Annotated in this window: 20 protein-coding genes; 14 read left to right on the plus strand and 6 right to left on the minus strand. The window is 75.5% G+C overall.

Translation table 11 applies throughout. The features are described from left to right. Window positions 1-32 precede the first annotated feature (32 nt). Window positions 33-938, plus strand: a complete 906-nt coding sequence (mshB, locus tag MY520_RS02725) for an N-acetyl-1-D-myo-inositol-2-amino-2-deoxy-alpha-D-glucopyranoside deacetylase (protein ID WP_436689834.1) — start codon at window positions 33-35, stop codon at window positions 936-938. Then, a complete protein-coding gene (locus MY520_RS02730) occupies window positions 935-1354 on the plus strand; it encodes a hypothetical protein (protein WP_436689836.1) in 420 nt (139 codons plus the stop codon). The genes mshB and MY520_RS02730 overlap by 4 nt, the downstream gene beginning before the upstream one ends. On the opposite strand, the gene MY520_RS02735 is transcribed toward MY520_RS02730, so the two are convergent. Then, window positions 1311-2063 carry a GNAT family N-acetyltransferase gene (locus MY520_RS02735; protein ID WP_436689838.1) on the minus strand — a complete coding sequence of 251 codons (753 nt, stop codon included), beginning with the start codon at window positions 2061-2063 and terminating at the stop codon, window positions 1311-1313. The genes MY520_RS02730 and MY520_RS02735 overlap by 44 nt on opposite strands. A 159-nt stretch (window positions 2064-2222) precedes the next feature. Between MY520_RS02735 and fdxA the strand changes: the two genes are divergently transcribed. The 3 genes from fdxA (at window position 2223) to MY520_RS02750 (ending at window position 4580) form a co-directional block, all read left to right on the plus strand. Beyond that, the gene (fdxA, locus tag MY520_RS02740) at window positions 2223-2549 is read left to right on the plus strand and encodes a ferredoxin (protein ID WP_436689840.1); all 327 of its coding nucleotides are present in this window, start codon (window positions 2223-2225) and stop codon (window positions 2547-2549) included. 32 nt (window positions 2550-2581) lie between these two features. Continuing rightward, window positions 2582-3667, plus strand: a complete 1086-nt coding sequence (gene dapC, locus MY520_RS02745) for a succinyldiaminopimelate transaminase (protein ID WP_436690008.1) — start codon at window positions 2582-2584, stop codon at window positions 3665-3667. 109 nt (window positions 3668-3776) lie between these two features. Continuing rightward, window positions 3777-4580: an aminoglycoside phosphotransferase family protein gene (locus MY520_RS02750; RefSeq protein WP_436689841.1), complete on the plus strand. Its 804-nt coding sequence runs from the start codon at window positions 3777-3779 to the stop codon at window positions 4578-4580. Window positions 4581-4582: 2 nt separating this feature from the next. Here the strand turns inward: MY520_RS02750 and MY520_RS02755 are convergent, their stop codons facing one another. Beyond that, a complete protein-coding gene (locus MY520_RS02755) occupies window positions 4583-5248 on the minus strand; it encodes a hypothetical protein (RefSeq protein WP_436689843.1) in 666 nt (221 codons plus the stop codon). Between the two features lie 98 nt (window positions 5249-5346). On the opposite strand from MY520_RS02755, the gene MY520_RS02760 reads away from it, so the two are divergent. Beyond that, window positions 5347-6480, plus strand: coding sequence for an alpha/beta fold hydrolase (locus MY520_RS02760; RefSeq protein ID WP_436689845.1), 1134 nt, complete (start codon window positions 5347-5349; stop codon window positions 6478-6480). Window positions 6481-6492: 12 nt separating this feature from the next. Here the strand turns inward: MY520_RS02760 and MY520_RS02765 are convergent, their stop codons facing one another. Both MY520_RS02765 and dapD read right to left on the minus strand, forming a co-directional pair. Next, on the minus strand, window positions 6493-7866 hold the full coding sequence (locus MY520_RS02765; protein ID WP_436689847.1) for a TrpB-like pyridoxal phosphate-dependent enzyme: 1374 nt from the start codon (window positions 7864-7866) through the stop codon (window positions 6493-6495). A 189-nt stretch (window positions 7867-8055) separates the two neighbouring features. Then, a complete protein-coding gene (gene dapD, locus MY520_RS02770) occupies window positions 8056-9030 on the minus strand; it encodes a 2,3,4,5-tetrahydropyridine-2,6-dicarboxylate N-succinyltransferase (RefSeq protein ID WP_436689849.1) in 975 nt (324 codons plus the stop codon). Between the two features lie 129 nt (window positions 9031-9159). On the opposite strand from dapD, the gene dapE reads away from it, so the two are divergent. From dapE to MY520_RS02800, 6 genes are read left to right on the plus strand one after another with little or no spacing between them, the layout of a single operon-like run. After that, the gene (gene dapE / locus MY520_RS02775) at window positions 9160-10278 is read left to right on the plus strand and encodes a succinyl-diaminopimelate desuccinylase (RefSeq protein WP_436689851.1); all 1119 of its coding nucleotides are present in this window, start codon (window positions 9160-9162) and stop codon (window positions 10276-10278) included. After that, window positions 10275-11114 carry a TIGR00730 family Rossman fold protein gene (locus MY520_RS02780; RefSeq protein WP_436689853.1) on the plus strand — a complete coding sequence of 280 codons (840 nt, stop codon included), beginning with the start codon at window positions 10275-10277 and terminating at the stop codon, window positions 11112-11114. Before dapE ends, MY520_RS02780 begins: the two co-directional genes overlap by 4 nt. A 3-nt stretch (window positions 11115-11117) precedes the next feature. Beyond that, entirely contained in the window at window positions 11118-11468 is a 351-nt protein-coding gene (locus MY520_RS02785) for a DivIVA domain-containing protein (RefSeq protein WP_436689855.1), read from the plus strand. Then, window positions 11461-11919, plus strand: a complete 459-nt coding sequence (locus MY520_RS02790; protein WP_436689857.1) for an SRPBCC family protein — start codon at window positions 11461-11463, stop codon at window positions 11917-11919. Before MY520_RS02785 ends, MY520_RS02790 begins: the two co-directional genes overlap by 8 nt. Window positions 11920-11966: 47 nt before the next feature. Beyond that, a complete protein-coding gene (locus MY520_RS02795) occupies window positions 11967-12152 on the plus strand; it encodes a hypothetical protein (protein WP_436689859.1) in 186 nt (61 codons plus the stop codon). Window positions 12153-12164: 12 nt separating this feature from the next. Further along, window positions 12165-12872 (plus strand): DNA alkylation repair protein, encoded by a 708-nt coding sequence (locus MY520_RS02800; protein ID WP_436689861.1) that lies wholly within the window; start codon window positions 12165-12167, stop codon window positions 12870-12872. A 2-nt stretch (window positions 12873-12874) separates the two neighbouring features. Here MY520_RS02800 and MY520_RS02805 read toward each other — a convergent pair whose 3' ends face one another. Both MY520_RS02805 and MY520_RS02810 read right to left on the minus strand, forming a co-directional pair. After that, on the minus strand, window positions 12875-13207 hold the full coding sequence (locus MY520_RS02805) for a hypothetical protein (protein ID WP_436689863.1): 333 nt from the start codon (window positions 13205-13207) through the stop codon (window positions 12875-12877). 71 nt (window positions 13208-13278) lie between these two features. Then, on the minus strand, window positions 13279-13899 hold the full coding sequence (locus MY520_RS02810; protein WP_436689865.1) for a LysE family translocator: 621 nt from the start codon (window positions 13897-13899) through the stop codon (window positions 13279-13281). A 76-nt stretch (window positions 13900-13975) separates the two neighbouring features. Here MY520_RS02810 and MY520_RS02815 point away from each other — a divergent pair, with 76 nt between their 5' ends. Both MY520_RS02815 and MY520_RS02820 read left to right on the plus strand, forming a co-directional pair. Beyond that, complete coding sequence (locus MY520_RS02815; RefSeq protein ID WP_436689867.1) at window positions 13976-14881, plus strand: DMT family transporter; 906 nt, start codon at window positions 13976-13978, stop codon at window positions 14879-14881. A gap of 131 nt (window positions 14882-15012) precedes the next feature. Then, window positions 15013-15561 carry a DNA-3-methyladenine glycosylase I gene (locus MY520_RS02820; RefSeq protein ID WP_436689869.1) on the plus strand — a complete coding sequence of 183 codons (549 nt, stop codon included), beginning with the start codon at window positions 15013-15015 and terminating at the stop codon, window positions 15559-15561. Window positions 15562-15626: the final 65 nt, after the last annotated feature.

A 15626-nucleotide genomic window follows, 5' to 3' on the forward strand; every position in this document is an offset into this window, starting at 1 on the left:
GCGTCGCCGGCCCGGCCGCGGCACCCGCGACAATGTCCCCCGTGACCGCTGAACGACGGCTGCTGCTGGTGCACGCCCACCCGGACGACGAGACGATCAACAACGGCGCGACGATGGCGCGCTACGTCGACGAGGGGGTCGCGGTCACCCTGCTCACCTGCACGCTGGGAGAGGAGGGCGAGGTCCTGGTCCCCGACCTCGAGCTGCTGGCCGTCGACCACGCCGACCAGCTGGGCGGGTACCGGATCGGCGAGCTGCAGGCGGCCATGGCGGCCCTGGGCGTCAGCGACTGGCGGTTCCTCGGCGGGCCGGGCCGCTACCGGGACTCCGGGATGATGGGGACGCCGGCCAACGACCGGCCCCGCGCCTTCTGGAACGCCGACCTCGACGAGGCGGTCGCGCACGCCGTCGCCGTCGTCCGGGAGGTGCGGCCGCAGGTGGTCGTCACCTACGACGAGCACGGCGGTTACGGCCACCCCGACCACATCCAGGCCCACCGCGTCGCCATGGGCGCCGTCGAGGCCGCCGCCGACCCGGGGTACCGCCCGGACCTCGGCCCGGCGTGGGACGTCGCCAAGGTCTACTGGTGCTGCATGCCGCGCTCGGTGCTGCGCGAGGGCATCGCGGCGATGGCCGCGCTGGGGGAGGAGTCCCCGTTCGACTCGCTCGGCGACATCGAGGAGGTGCCGTTCGCCGTCCCCGACGAGCTGGTCACCGCCGCGGTGGACGGCCGGCCGCAGGCCGGGCGCAAGGACGCCGCCATGCGGGCGCACGCCACCCAGATCACCGTCGACGGCCCGTTCTTCGCCCTGTCCAACAACCTCGGCCTCGAGGTCATGGGCGTCGAGTACTACCGCCTCGTGCGCGGCCAGCGCGGACCCGCCGGCGGGGCCCCCAACGGCTGGGAGGACGACCTGTTCGCCGGTCTGACCGGATGAGCCGGAGCCCCTGGGCGCGTGCCGGGGCGGGGCTGCTGGTCGTGGTGATCGCGGTGGAGCTGGCGCTGGTCGAGGTGTTCTGGCTGCCGCTGCGCGTGCTGGGCGTGCTCGTGCCGGTGTCGGTCGTGGCCGCCGTCGCCGGCAACCTGCTGCTGGTGTCGCTGGCCGCCCGGCTCACCGGGTCGCGGGTCGCCGCGGCGCTGCCGGCGCTGGTCTGGCTCGTCGTCGCGGTGGCGGGCAGCATCCGCCGTCCCGAGGGGGACCTGCTCATCACCGGCGGCGGCGTCGCCGGCTTCGTCAACCTGGCGTTCCTGCTCTGCGGTGTGGTCGCCGCGGCCTTCGCCGTCGGCAAGGCGATGGCCGCGCCGCCGGTCAGCCGGGGGCGTACCGGTAGTGGTAGCGGTGGTGCTCGATGAACCCGGCGCTGCGGTAGAACGCGCGGGCGGGCGCGTTGGACGACGTGACCTGCAGGTACACCCACGCGGCTCCGCGCTCGGCGGCCCAGCGCTGCAGCGCCGCCATGACGGCGGTGGCCAGGCCCCTCCGGCGGTGCTCCTCGGCGACGGTCACCGCGGTGACGCCCAGCCAGTCCCCGGTGACCACGCCGCGGGCGACGGCGGCCAGCGGCGCCGGTCCGGGGTCGAGGCGCACGGAGGCGAAGACGACGTCGTCGGCGTTGGTCAGCACCGCGCGGGCGGTGGGCGGCAGCGGGCGGCCGCGGTGGTGGTAGCCGGCCAGCCAGGCGTCGTCCGGCTCGGGGGCGAGCGCGACGGGGACGCCGCCGTCCGGCGGAGGGGTCAGCGGTGCGGTGAGCACCAGGACGTCCTCGTCGCGGTCCCAGCCGGCGGCGGCGAGGGCGGCGTCGGCGGCCCGGGCCTGGCGGCCGGGCAGCTGGGCGCAGGGCCGCAGGTCCCGGTCGCGGTACCAGGTGGCGACGGCGTCGACGGCGTCCGCCAGGGGCAGGCCGGGATCGCCGACGACGAGCACGGAGTTGGCCCGCCCGGTGAAGCCCCCGCCGGCGCGCAGCAGCCAGTCGCCGAGCGCCGCCTCCTCGGTGCCGCGCCACCCCCGCGCGGCGATCCGCTCCAGGCCCGCGACGTCCAGGGGTGAGCGGCTCTGTCCCATGCCGCGATCCTGCGCCGGTGCCCCCCGTCCTCACCCGCGCGGGTCCCCGCGCCGACCCGTCGCACCCACGACCAGCGCGACGCGCCATACTGAGCACCGGAACAACCGGCCTGGCCCCGGCCAGAGCCCGAGCCTGCGCGTCCCCGGGAGGGATCCACCGTGACCTACGTCATCACCCAGGCCTGCGTCGACGTCCTCGACAAGGCGTGCATCGACGAGTGTCCGGTGGACTGCATCTACGAGGGCGACCGGATGCTCTACATCCATCCCGACGAGTGCGTCGACTGCGGTGCCTGTGAGCCGGTGTGCCCCGTGGAGGCCATCTACTACGAGGACGACGTCCCGGACAAGTGGAAGGACTTCTACAACGCCAACGTGGAGTTCTTCTCCGACCTCGGCAGCCCCGGCGGTGCGGCGAAGACCGGCAAGATCGGCAAGGACCACCCGCTGGTCGCTGCTCTGCCGCCGCAGGCGGAAGGGCACTGACGACCACCGTCGCGGGGACGGCGGCCGGCCGGCTGCCCGACTTCCCCTGGGACTCCCTGACCGCGGCGCGGGCGAAGGCGGCCCGGCACGCGGGCGGCGTGGTCGACCTCTCCATCGGGACGCCGGTCGACGACACCCCTGAGGTGCTCGCCGACGCCCTCGCCGGTGCGGGCAACGCACCGGGGTACCCGACCGCCCTCGGCACCGCCGAGCTGCGCACCGCCGCGGCCGGCTGGCTGCAGCGACGGCTGGGCGTGCACGTGGCGGACCCGCTCGGCACCGACCCCTCGGTCATCCCGACCGTGGGCTCCAAGGAACTGGTCGCGCTGCTGCCCACGCTGCTGGGCCTGCGCGGCGGCGGGAGCGTCGTCCTCCCCGAGGTCGCCTACCCCACCTACGAGGTCGGGGCGGTGCTGGCCGGGCTCAAGGTGCGCCGCACCGACACCCCGCCGGACGACGCCACCGGCATCGTGCTCGCCTGGCTCAACTCGCCGGGCAACCCGCACGGCCGCGTGCTCACCGACGACCAGCTGCGGCGCTGGGTGGCGTGGGGCCGGGCGCACGGCATCCCGGTCGTCGCCGACGAGTGCTACGTGACCCTCGGCTGGGACGTGACGCCGCGGTCGATCCTGCACCCGGAGGTCGCCGGGGAGGACCACAGCGGCCTGCTGGCCGTGCACTCGCTGTCCAAGCAGTCCACCGCCGCCGGCTACCGGGCCGGGCTGCTCTCGGGTGACCCGGAGCTGGTCCGCCAGGTCTGGGAGGTGCGCCGCCACGTCGGCCTGCTGGTGCCGGGCCCGGTGCAGGTGGCGATGACCGCCGGGCTGGCCGACGACGCGCACATCGACGTGCAGCGGGAGCGCTACCGCGCCCGGCGCGACAAGCTGGCCGCCGCGGTGCGCCGGGCCGGCGCCCGCATCGACCACTCCGAGGCCGGGCTCTACCTCTGGGTCACCCGCGACGAGGACTGCTGGACGACGATCGACTGGCTGGCCGGCCTGGGCATCGTCGCCGCCCCGGGGTCGTTCTACGGCCCCGCGGGCGTCCGGCACGTGCGCCTGGCCCTCACCGCCACCGACGAGCGGATCGCCGCCGCGGTCGAGCGCCTGGCGGGATGAACCCCGTCGTCCCTCCCGCGCTGGTCGCGGCGATGGGCGACCTGCACGGCGACGCCGGACGGAACTGGTGTGCCGGGCTGCCCGACGCGGTGCGGCGCGCCGGTGGGAGGTGACGGTCGGTCCGCCGTACCCGGCCACCTACCACTGGGTGGCGCCGGCGGTGCGGGCCGACGGGGTCGCCGTCGTCCTCAAGCTGGGCCTGGCCGGGGACCTCGCGGAGGAGGCGGCCGTCCTCGGCGCCTGGCGCGGTCACGGCGCGGTGCGGGTGCTGGCGTACGAGCCGGACGACGGCGGGACGGCGGCTCTGCTGGTGCGGGCCGCCGTCCCGGGCAGCGACCTGTGCACCCTGCCCGACGAGCAGGCCCTCCCGGTGCTGGCAGCGGTCGCCCGCCGGCTGCACGACAGCGGCGCGGCCCGGCCCGAGGGCGTCCCGGACAGCCGCCGGCGGGTGCCGCTGCTGCGCGCCGGTCACCCGCTCGTGCCGGCGACGGTCACCGGCGCCGCCGCCGACGTCCTCGAGGGGCTGCTGGCCACCGCGGCGCCGCCGGTGCTGTCCCACGGGGACCTGCACTCGGCCAACGTGCTCCGCGACGGGGACGGCTGGGTGGCGATCGACCCGCACGGCGTCTGGGGCGAGCCCGCGCTGGACGCCGGCACGGCGCTGCACAACCCGGTGCGGCCGTGGGCGTCGGTCCCCGGGCTGCCGGACCTGCTGGCCCGTCGGGTGGCCCTGCTCGCCGAGGGCCTGGGCGTGCCGGCCGCGCGGGTCCGCGACTGGGGCCTGGTGAGCGCCGCCGTCGGGGCGGTGTGGACGGCCGAGGACCACGGCCGGCGCTACGACGACGCCGTCGCGCTGGTCGCCGCGCTCAGCGCGCTCGACGCCTACGCGCTCGGGGCCGGCGCCCTCGGGTGAGGTCAGCCGCAGGGCAGGTCGTCGACGTCGATCGCGGCCGTGAGTTCGACGGCCATGCCCTCGTGCTTCTGGTAGGCCTCGGGGAAGCCGCTGCGCTGCACGATCTGGGCGGCGTCGGTGAGCCGGCGGGTCTCCCAGCCGGGCACGCGCACCAGCCCGTCGTAGAACTTCCCGGCCGCGTAGACCGGGTCCTGCACCTGCGCTTCGGTGCCCCAGCCCTGCGACGGACGCTGCTGGAACAGCCCGAGGGAGTCCCGGTCCCCGTAGGCCAGGTTGCGCAGGCCCGACTCCTGCATGGCCGTGGCCAGGGCGATGACGACGGCCCGCTCGGGCAGCCCGCGGTCGTGGCCGACCCGGGCGATCGCCCGGGCGTTGGCGATCTGCTCAGGGGTGAGCTGCACGCCGGTCGCGGGCAGGGTGCACTCCGCGGTCACGGTGGCGGTGTCCTCCGGGTCGTTCGTCGTCGTGAGCGCCACGAGCGCGACCACGGCCACCACCACCGCGAGCCAGGCCCAGGACGCCAGGTCCCGGCGGCGGTTGCGCCGCCCCGGCGACGGGCGGCGCGCCGACGGCCGTCGACGGCGGTGCGGACGGCGGGCCGAGGAGGGGCGCCGGGCCGCCGTCCGCCGGACCGGGCGGGCCGCGGTCGCACTCCGTCCACTGCTCATCACCGCCGACTCTAGGTGCCGGTGCCGCGAGGACCGTGGTGTCGCGGCCGAGGTGTCCGTCGCTAGGGTGCCTCCGCCCGTCACCTGTGAGGAGACCGATGAGCGACGTCCTGCTGCCCGGCATCACCGCCACCCGCGTGCCCACGCCGCGGCTGACGCAGAACGTCCTGCAGCCGGCCGGCACCGACCCGGCCGGCCCGGGCGAGGCGGTGCTGTTCGTGCACGGCAACGTCAGCTCCGCGCTGTTCTGGCAGCAGCCGATGCTGGCGCTCGCGGAGACCGGGCGGGTGCGGCCGCTCGCCGTCGACCTGCGCGGGTACGGCGACACCGATCCGCTGCCCATCGACGCCCGGCGCGGCGTGCGCGACTGGGCCGACGACGTCGCGGCGCTCGTGGAGGCGCTCGGCCTGGAGCGGGTGCACCTGGTCGGCTGGAGCATGGGTGCGGGTGTGGTGCTGCAGTACCTGCTCGACCACCCGGAGCGGGTCGCCTCGGTGGCGCTGGTCGCGCCGATCTCCCCGTACGGCTTCGGCGGCACGGCCGGCCCCGAGGGACGGCGGCTCTCCGACGAGGGCGCCGGCGCGGGCGGGGGCGCGGCCAACCCCGCGTTCGTGGCCGCCCTGGCCGCCGGCGACACCAGCGCGGACGAGCCGACCAGCCCGCGGTCGATCCTGCGGGCCTTCTACGTCGCGCCCGGCTCGCTGCCGATCGACCCGCAGCTGGAGGACGTCTTCGTCGCGTCGATGCTCAGCACCCGCACCGGCGAGGACCACTACCCCGGCGACGCCGCCACCTGCGGCACCTGGCCCGGCATCGCGCCGGGGGAGCGCGGGGTCCTCAACACGATGGCGCCGACGGTCTTCGACCTCAGCGGGGTCGTCGACCTGGCCCAGAAGCCGCCGGTGCTGTGGATCCGCGGGGACGCCGACGCCATCGTCTCGGACGCGTCGATGTTCGACCTGGCGCAGCTCGGGGCGCTGGGCGCGGTGCCGGGCTGGCCGGGGGAGGAGGCCTGCCCGCCGCAGCCGATGGTCGCCCAGACCCGCGCGGTGCTGGACCGCTACGCGGCGAGCGGCGGCGCCTACCGCGAGGTCGTGCTGCCCAGCGTCGGCCACTCCCCGCACGTGGAGCGCCCGCAGGAGTTCGTCGTCGCGCTGCTCGAGCACCTGAGCTCCCCGGCGGCCGCGCCGTCGAACACCCCGGAGACGCCCGGGCCGGGGGACCTGGGCTGATCCGGCCGGGCCTCAGGCCCCGGCGGGCACCGGCGGCAGTTCGGCCAGGCCCGGCGCCAGGCGGTCGTCGGTCACGTCCTCGTCGGTCATGCGCCCGGTCAGGTACGCCTCGTACGCCGCCAGGTCGAAGTGGCCGTGCCCGCACAGCGCCGTGAGGATCACCTTCTCCTCGCCGGACTCACGGCACGCCTGTGCCTCGCGCAGGCAGGCGGCGAGCGCGTGCGACGGTTCCGGCGCCGGGACGATGCCCTCGGTGCGGGCGAAGCGCACGGCGGCCGCGAAGCACTCGGTCTGCGGCAGCGCGAGCGCCTCCACCAGCCCCAGCTCGTAGACGTGCGAGAGCAGCGGGGACATCCCGTGGTAGCGCAGCCCGCCGGCGTGGATGGGGTCGGGGATGAACCGGTGGCCGAGCGTGTGCATCTTCAGCAGCGGGGTCATGCCCGCGGTGTCGCCGAAGTCGTAGGCGTACACCCCGCGGGTCAGCGACGGGCAGGACGCCGGCTCGACCGCCCGGATCGTCGGGGACATCCGGCCGGCCAGCTTCTCGCGCAGGAACGGGAAGGCCAGGCCGCCGAAGTTGGAGCCGCCCCCGGTACAGCCGACGATGACGTCCGGACGCTCGTCGACGGCGGCCAGCTGGAGCAGCGCCTCCTCGCCGATGACGGTCTGGTGCAGCAGGACGTGGTTGAGCACGCTGCCCAGGGCGTAGCGGGTCTGCGGGTCCTGCGCGGCGACCTCCACCGCCTCGCTGATCGCGATCCCGAGCGACCCGGGGTGCTGCGGGTCCTCGGCCCGGACGTCGCGGCCGGCGGCCGTGAGCTCCGAGGGCGAGCGGTGCACGGTCGCCCCGAAGGTCTCCATCATGACCCGCCGGTAGGGCTTCTGGTCGTACGAGGCGCCGACCATCCACACCTCGCACTCGAGGTCGAACAGCGCGCTGGCGAAGGCCAGCGCGGTGCCCCACTGCCCGGCGCCGGTCTCGGTCGTCAGCTTCCGCACGCCGGCCTTCGCGTTGTAGTAGGCCTGCGGAACGGCGGTGTTCGGCTTGTGCGAGCCGGCCGGTGAGACGCCCTCGTACTTGTAGTAGATGCGGGCGGGCGTGCCGAGGGCCTTCTCCAGCCGGCGCGCGCGGTACAGCGGCGAGGGCCGCCACAGCCGGTAGACGTCGAGCACCTCGCCGGGGATGTCGACGAAGCGCTCGGCGGTGACCTCCTGCGCGATGAGGTCCATCGGGAAGAGCGGGGCCAGGTCGTCGGGGCCCACGGGCTGCATCGTCCCCGGGTGCAGCGGGGGTGGCGGTGGGCTGGGCAGGTCCGGGACGACGTTGTACCACTGCGTCGGCAGCTGGGACTCGTCGAGCTGGATCTTGGTCCGCGTCTCGGTCACCGTCGTCTCCTCCGACTCGGTCCGCGCACGAGTGCGGGCGAGCGTAGTGCCGGACGCCGTCGGTTTCCGCGGAAACCGACGGGGCTCGGTCCACCCCGGACTTTCGGCGCGGAAAGTCCGGTAGCCGTAGGCGTCGGTTTCCGCGGAAACCGACGGGGCTCGGTCCACCCGGGGGAGTCCGGGAGGTGTTCAGTTCTTGTGGAGCTCCGCGTTCAGCGCGCCCCAGTCGCCGTCGCGGGGCAGGGCCTCCAGCGCGCCGCTGACGCTGTTGCGCCGGAACAGCAGCCCGTCCCGGCCGGAGAGCTCCGCGGCCTTGACCACCGAGCCGTCGGGGAGGGTGACCCGGGAGCCGGCCGTCACGTAGCAGCCGGCCTCGACCACGCACCGGTCGCCGAGGGAGATCCCGACGCCGGCGTTGGCGCCCAGGAGGCAGCCCGAGCCGATCGAGATGACCTCCTTCCCGCCACCGGAGAGGGTGCCCATGATCGACGCGCCGCCGCCCACGTCGCTGTCGGCCCCGACGACGACGCCGGCGCTGATCCGGCCCTCCACCATCGACGGGCCGAGCGTCCCGGCGTTGAAGTTGACGAAGCCCTCGTGCATGACCGTCGTCCCCTCGGCCAGGTGCGCACCGAGCCGCACCCGGTCGCCGTCGGCGACCCGCACGCCCGAGGGGATGACGTAGTCGACCATCCGCGGGAACTTGTCGACGCCGAACACGGTGACGTGGCCCAGTGCCGCCCGGAGCCGGTGGACGTTGAAGGTCGCCGCCTCGACCGGGCCGGCGCTGGTCCAGGCGACGTTGGTGAGCAGCCCGAAGACCCCGGTCATGTCGGCACCGTGCGGGCGGATCAGCCGGTGCGAGAGGAGGTGCAGCCGCAGCCAGACGTCGTGGGTGTCGACCGGCGGCGCGGACAGGTCGGGGATGACGGTGCGGACGGCGATCACCTCGACCCCGCGGGCCTCGTCGCGGCGCACCAGGCCGCCGTAGTCGGGGCCCAGCTCCCCGGAGAGCTCGAGTGCCCCGAGCCGGCTGGTCCCAGCCTTGGCGCCCTCGGGCGCACCGAGCCGGGGCTCGGGATACCAGGTGTCGAGCACCGTGCCCGAGGGGGTCACGGTGGCCAGACCGGCGGCGACGGCGGAGAGCGGGGCGGTGTCGGTCACGGCGACGACGCTACCGAGGGCGGGACGACGGCGTGCCCGGCGGCCCGCGGGGTGAACGTCGGGTGACCGGTCGGTGCCCTGGCGCGCTGCGGCGGCCGGGCGCGACCGCCGCCCGTAGGCTCGGCTGCCGTGAGTGCCGCGCTCGATCTGTCCGCCGACGTCCTGACGCTGACCCGGGCGCTGGTCGACACCCCGTCGGTGTCGGGCACCGAGGAGGCGCTGGCCGACGCGGTGGAGACGGCGCTGCGCGGGCTCGGCGGCCTGGAGGTCGAGCGGGTCGGCAACGCCGTGCTGGCCCGCACCAGCCTCGACCGGCCCAGCCGGGTGGTGCTGGCCGGCCACCTGGACACGGTGCCGATCGCCGACAACGTGCCCAGCCGGCTAGACGAGGAGTCCGGCCGCCTCTACGGCTGCGGCACCAGCGACATGAAGGCCGGCGACGCGGTGATGCTCCGGCTGGCCGCGCGGTTCGGCGTCCCCGGTGCGGAGCCGGCGCACGACCTCACGTTCGTCTTCTACGACAACGAGGAGGTCGAGGCGGTCAAGAACGGCCTCGGCCGGGTGGCGCGGGAGCGCCGCGGTTGGCTGTACGGCGACCTGGCGGTCCTGCTGGAGCCGACCGACGGCGAGATCGAGGCCGGCTGCCAGGGCACCCTGCGGGCGGTGCTCGAGGTGCCCGGACGGCGGGCGCACAGTGCGCGCGGCTGGCTGGGCGTGAACGCGATCCACGGTGCCGCCGACATCCTCACCACACTGGCCCGGTACCGGGCCCGCGAGGTCGAGATCGACGGCTGCACGTACCGCGAGGGCCTCAACGCCGTCCGGGTCGAGGGCGGGGTCGCCGGCAACGTCATCCCGGACCGGTGCGCGGTGACGGTGAACTTCCGCTACGCGCCGGACCGGGACGAGGACGCCGCCGAGGCGCACGTCCGCGAGGTGTTCGCCGGCGCGCTGGCGGCCGGCGTGACGCTGACCGTCGTCGACAACGCCGGCGGTGCGCTGCCCGGGCTGGCCGAGCCCGCGGCCGCCGCGTTCGTCGCCGCCGTCGGCCGGCCGGCGCGGGCCAAGCTCGGCTGGACCGACGTCGCCCGGTTCGCGGCCTTCGGCATCCCCGCCGTCAACTACGGGCCCGGCGACCCGCAGCTCGCCCACACCCGCGAGGAGCACGTCGTCGTCGACCGGCTGCAGCCGGCCGAGGACGCGCTCGTCGCCTATCTCTCGACGCCCACCGGAGGAAGCGCCGCATGACGACCACCCCTGAGCCCGCGACCGGCCGCAAGCCGCGGCCCACCCGGCACCGCGGCCCGGTCATGCTGCGCGGCGGCGAGCCGGACCCGCGCACCCAGGGGACGACGACCGATGCCCGGCTGCTCGACCGCCGCGGCCCCACCGACTGGGTGCACACCGACCCGTGGCGGGTCCTCCGGATCCAGAGCGAGTTCGTCGAGGGCTTCGGCCTGCTCGCCGAGCTGCCGCGCGCGGTCAGCGTCTTCGGCAGCGCGCGCACGCCCCGCGACCACCCCCACTACGAGTCCGGCGTCCGGATCGGCGCGGCGCTGGCCGACGCCGGGTACGCGGTCATCACCGGCGGCGGTCCCGGGGCGATGGAGGCGGCCAACCGCGGCGCCTCGGAGGCCGGCGGGCTGTCCGTCGGGCTGGGCATCGAGCTGCCGTTCGAGCAGGAGCTCAACGAGTGGGTGGACGTCGGCATCGCGTTCCGCTACTTCTTCGTGCGCAAGACGATGTTCGTGAAGTACGCCCAGGCGTTCGTGATCCTCCCCGGCGGCTTCGGCACCCTCGACGAGCTGTTCGAGGCGCTCACCCTGGTGCAGACCCGCAAGGTCACCCGGTTCCCCGTCGTCCTCTTCGGGTCGGAGTACTGGACGGGGCTGGTCGACTGGATGCGCGGCACGATGGTCCCGGCTGCCACCATCCGGGAGAGCGACCTGGACCTGTTCACCGTGACCGACGACGTCGACGAGGTGGTCCGGGTCATCCAGGAGGCCGAGGCCGGCCGCGTGGCCGGCGACGCCGGCGGTGGGATGCGGTCGCTGCCGGTCGACACCGCGCCCAGCGACGCCTGAGCCGTGCTCTCCGCCGTCGTCTTCGTCGTCACCGTCCTGGTCGTGGGGGCCCTGGTCTTCCTCGGCGGGTCGCTGCTGCTCGGGCGCGGGGAGACCCGGCCACCGGCCGATCCGGACCACTCGCCGGTGGAGCTGCCCGAGGACCGGCCGGTCACCGCGGACGACGTCCGCGGGCTGCGGCTCTCGGTGACCGTCCGCGGCTACCGGATGACCGAGGTGGACTGGCTGCTGGAGCAGCTCGCCCGGACGCTGGAGGAGCGCGACGCGGAGCTGGCCGCGCTGCGCGGCCGGGTGGACGCCGGTGGCCCGGGCGACGCGCCGTCCGGCCCGAGCGGGCGGCACGCGCGTGCCTGAGCTGGTCGAGACCGTCGACGTCGACGCGCCACCCGAGCGGGTGTGGGCCGCGCTCACCGACTGGACGCGGCAGGGCGAGTGGATGCTCCTCACCGACGTGGAGACCGTCGGCGACACCGTGGCGGGCGTGGGTGCCCGGTTGGCCGCCCGCACCGGCGTCCCCTGGCGCCGCGGCCGGCACCTCGGGGTCCTGGACACGATGGTCGTCACCGAGTGGGACCCCCCGCGGCGCGTGGTCGTCCAGCACACCGGCCGGATCGTGCGCGGCCCCGGCATCTTCGTCGTCACGCCGCGGGGCGAGCACGCGACCCTGGAGTGGACCGAGCGGCTGTACCTGCCCTTCGGCGTGCTGGGCCGGCTGGGCTGGCCGCTGGTGCGCCCGGTCATGGTGATCGGGGTGCGCCGCTCGCTGCGCCGGTTCGCCGCGTTCGCCGCGACGCACCCCGGCTGAGCGCGACGGGCCTGGTCAGGCCGGCCCCCGCGGCCCAGACTGGAGCCATGACCGAGCGCGCCGGCGGGCCCTTCGACCTCAGCCTCGAGGAGTTCGACCGCCTCGTCCGGGTACCCGAGGAGGTCCGTGAGGAGTGGGTGCCCGTGGTGCCGCCCGTCGTGCCCGACCCGTCCACCTGGCTCGCGGCCGGCGGCGGCGGGGGAGCGGACGCCGGCGGCTGCGACGGTGACTGAGCAGCACAGCGGGTGACCGCGGCGCGGATCCGGGCGGAGCTGGCGGCGGCCGCCGACCCCGAGCGGGCCGCCGGGATGGCCCGCTACTTCCAGGTCCGGCCCGGCGGGTACGGGGAGGGTGACCGGTTCCTCGGTATCGGCGTGCCCGCGCAGCGGCGGATCGCGCGGCGGCACGCGGCCACCACGCCCCTGGAGGACGTCGAGGCGCTGCTCGCCAGCCCGCTGCACGAGGAGCGGCTGACCGCCCTGTTCGTGCTGGTGCAGCGCTTCGGCACGGCCGACGTCGGCGAGCGGCAGCGGATCGTCGACCTCTACCTGCGCTGCCGGGCGCACGTCTCCAACTGGGACCTGGTCGACGCCTCGGCGCCGTACCTCCTCGGTCCCTGGCTGATCGACCGGGACCGCGCCGTGCTGGACGAGTTGGCGGCCTCGCCGTCGGTGTGGGACCGCCGGATCGCGGTGATGGCGACCTTCGCCCTCATCCGCGCCGGGGAGTTCGCGCCGACGCTGCACCTGGCCGACCGGTTGCTCGACGACCCGCACGACCTCGTGCACAAGGCGGTCGGCTGGATGCTGCGCGAGATCGGCGACCGCGACCGCGCCCTGGCCGAGGAGTTCCTCGCGTCCCGCTACCGGCGGATGCCGCGGACGATGCTGCGCTACGCGATCGAGAAGTTCCCGCCCGAGCGGCGCCGCGGCTACCTCGCCGGGACGGTCTGACCTCAGCGGCGCCGGGAGCGGACGAACTCCAGGGCCTCGCGGGCCAGCGGCAGGTCGGAGGCGGGATCGCCGTCCGGCAGGGTGACCCACTCGCGGTACGGCTGCCCCTTGCCGTTGCCGAACGGCGCCCCGGTGCCCGCGGCCAGCAGCGCCTCGACCCGCGTGCCCGGCAGCTTGAGCACCAGCGCGCCCTGCACGAGCATCGCGAAGATCGAGCCGCCGGCCCGCAGCGTGGCCGAGCCGAAGCGGCGACCGCCGTCGGCGTCGGGCGGCGTCACCCCGGGGTCGTCGGCGAGGGCGTCGACGAGGGCGGTGAAGCGGTCCTGTGCGTCCACCCGCCCATGTCAGCGGTCCAGGTGCCGGTGCACAAGCCCGGCCGGGCGGACGCGCGGCTGACGTACCAGCGTCAGGCGCGCTCGGTGGCCAGCCGGGCGCCGAAGCCGAGCAGCGCGCAGCCGGTCAGCGCGTCGAGCGCGCGGCGGAGCGGTCGCCGGGAGAGCACCGCGCGGGCCCGGTCCAGCCCGGCGACCAGCAGCAGCAGCCAGCCCAGCCCCAGGACGGCGTGGGTGAGCGCGAACGCCGCCAGCACCGGCACCGTGGCACCCGGGCCGAGGAACTGCGGCAGCACCGCGAGGTAGAAGGCGAGCACCTTCGGGTTGGTGATGTTGGAGACGAGGCCCTGCCGCCAGCCGGCCAGCGCCTGCCCGGTGGGGGCGTCTCCGGCCGACAGCGCCGGGTAGCGGCCGCGCACGGCCGAGCGCAGCGCCTGCACGCCGAGCCATCCGAGGTAGGCCACGCCGGCCCAGCGGATCGCCTGGAACACCGGCTCGACCCGCACGACGACGGCGGCCAGCCCTGCGGCCGCTGCGACGCCCTGCACCACGTTGGACGAGGTGATGCCGAGCGCGGCCCAGGCACCGCGGCGCCGCCCGCCGGAGAGCGTGTTGGTCACGACCACCGCGAAGTCCGGCCCCGGCACGAGGACCAGCACCGCGGCGAAGAGGACGAAGCCGCCGTACCCCGACATGAGCCCACCGTAGGACGTCGGTGGGCTCGGGCAGGATGTCCGCCGTGAGGTCGTGCAGCGCAGCGCGTCGGCAGCGATGAGCCGGAAGGGCTGGGCGCTGTTCCTGGCGATGTCGGTGATCTGGGGTGTCCCGTACCTGCTCATCAAGGTGGCGGTCGGCGAGCTCTCCCCGGTCATGGTGGTCTTCGGCCGCTGCCTCCTCGGCGCGGCGCTGCTGCTGCCGTGGACGGTCGCCCGCGGCCAGCTGCGCCCGGCGCTGCGGTACTGGAAGCCGCTGCTGCTGTTCACCGTGCTGGAGATGACCGGCCCCTGGCTGCTGCTCTCCTACGCCGAGCAGACGCTGTCGAGCTCGCTGACCGGGCTGCTGGTGGCCGGCGTCCCCTTCGTCGCCGCGCTGGCCGGCCGGCTGGCGGGCGACGAGGAGCGGCTCACACCGGTGCGGCTGGCCGGCATGGGCCTGGGCGTCGTCGGCATCGCCGTCCTGCTGGGCCTCGACGTCGAGGGGCTGGCCCTGCTGCCGCTGCTGGCGGTGGCGCTGGTCGTCGTCGGTTACGCCACCGCTCCGCTGATCGTCAGCCGGGCGCTGCCCGACGTGCCCGGGGTGGCGGCCAGCGCGATCGCGCTCACCGTCACCGGTGTCGTCTACGCACCGTTCGCCGTCCCCCGGCTGGGCTCGGCGGTGCGGGCTCCCGCCGACGCGCTGCTGTCGGTGCTCACCCTCGGAGTGCTGTGCACCGCGGTCGCCCTGGCGCTGTTCTTCGCGCTGATCCGCGAGGTCGGTCCGCAGCGGGCGCTGGTCATCACGTTCCTCAACCCGGCGGTCGCGGTGCTGCTGGGCGTGCTGCTGCTCGACGAGCCGTTCACCCTCGGCCTCGCCGTCGGGCTGCCGGTCATCGTCCTGGGCTGCGCGCTGGCCACCCGGCGCAGCCCCGTGCGCACCGACCGCTGCGAGCTGTCCGACGTCGACGCCGCCGTCCCCTGACCCCGGCGGCCGGTCAGCCCAGCCGGCGCAGCTGCGGCGGGGGTAGCGGTGCGACGGGGCGGAGGGAGGTCGCCGGCGCGGCCACCGGACGACCGTAGGGGTGTCGGTGCCCCCGGCTAGCGTTCCGCGCCGTGGACCGCATCAGGTGTGAATGGGGGGACAGCGCCCCCGAGTACGTCGTCTACCACGACGAGGAGTGGGGCACCCCGCTGCACGGCGACGACGCCCTGTTCGAGCGGCTCTGCCTGGAGGCGTTCCAGTCGGGGCTGTCGTGGATCACCATCCTGCGCAAGCGCCCGGCGTTCCGGACCGCGTTCGCCGGGTTCTCGATCGACGCGGTCGCCGAGTTCACCGAGGAGGACGAGGCCCGGCTGATGGCCGACGCGGGCATCGTCCGGAACCGGGCCAAGATCCGGGCGTCGATCGCCAACGCCCGGGCCGCGCAGCAGGTGCCGGAGGGGCTCGACGCGCTGCTGTGGTCGTTCGCACCGCCCGGTCCGCGGCCCCGTCCGGCGTCGCTGGCCGACGTCCCGGCGACCAGCCCCGAGTCCACGGCGATGGCCAAGGAGCTCAGGCGCCGCGGCTTCGTCTTCGTCGGCCCGACGACCGCTTACGCGCTCATGCAGGCCACGGGGATGGTCGACGACCACGTCGCCGACTGCTTCCGGGCGGGCCCCTGAGGGGGCTCGTGTTGGAACCCTGCCGCGGATACGGGATCATGGGACCGGAGCTGAGCATCGACGAA

It is taken from the genome of Geodermatophilus sp. CPCC 205506, assembly GCF_051383635.1.
In the GTDB taxonomy this organism is placed as follows: domain Bacteria; phylum Actinomycetota; class Actinomycetes; order Mycobacteriales; family Geodermatophilaceae; genus Geodermatophilus.

Coding starts and splice junctions, on each gene's coding strand:
- mshB (WP_436689834.1), top strand. CDS start 33: ATGTCCCCCGTGACCGCTGAACGACGGCTGCTGCTGGTGCACGCCCAC.
- MY520_RS02730 (WP_436689836.1), top strand. CDS start 935: ATGAGCCGGAGCCCCTGGGCGCGTGCCGGGGCGGGGCTGCTGGTCGTG.
- MY520_RS02735 (WP_436689838.1), bottom strand. CDS start 2,063: ATGGGACAGAGCCGCTCACCCCTGGACGTCGCGGGCCTGGAGCGGATC.
- MY520_RS02755 (WP_436689843.1), bottom strand. CDS start 5,248: ATGAGCAGTGGACGGAGTGCGACCGCGGCCCGCCCGGTCCGGCGGACG.
- MY520_RS02760 (WP_436689845.1), top strand. CDS start 5,347: ATGAGCGACGTCCTGCTGCCCGGCATCACCGCCACCCGCGTGCCCACG.
- MY520_RS02780 (WP_436689853.1), top strand. CDS start 10,275: ATGACGACCACCCCTGAGCCCGCGACCGGCCGCAAGCCGCGGCCCACC.
- MY520_RS02795 (WP_436689859.1), top strand. CDS start 11,967: ATGACCGAGCGCGCCGGCGGGCCCTTCGACCTCAGCCTCGAGGAGTTC.
- MY520_RS02810 (WP_436689865.1), bottom strand. CDS start 13,899: ATGTCGGGGTACGGCGGCTTCGTCCTCTTCGCCGCGGTGCTGGTCCTC.
- MY520_RS02815 (WP_436689867.1), top strand. CDS start 13,976: ATGAGCCGGAAGGGCTGGGCGCTGTTCCTGGCGATGTCGGTGATCTGG.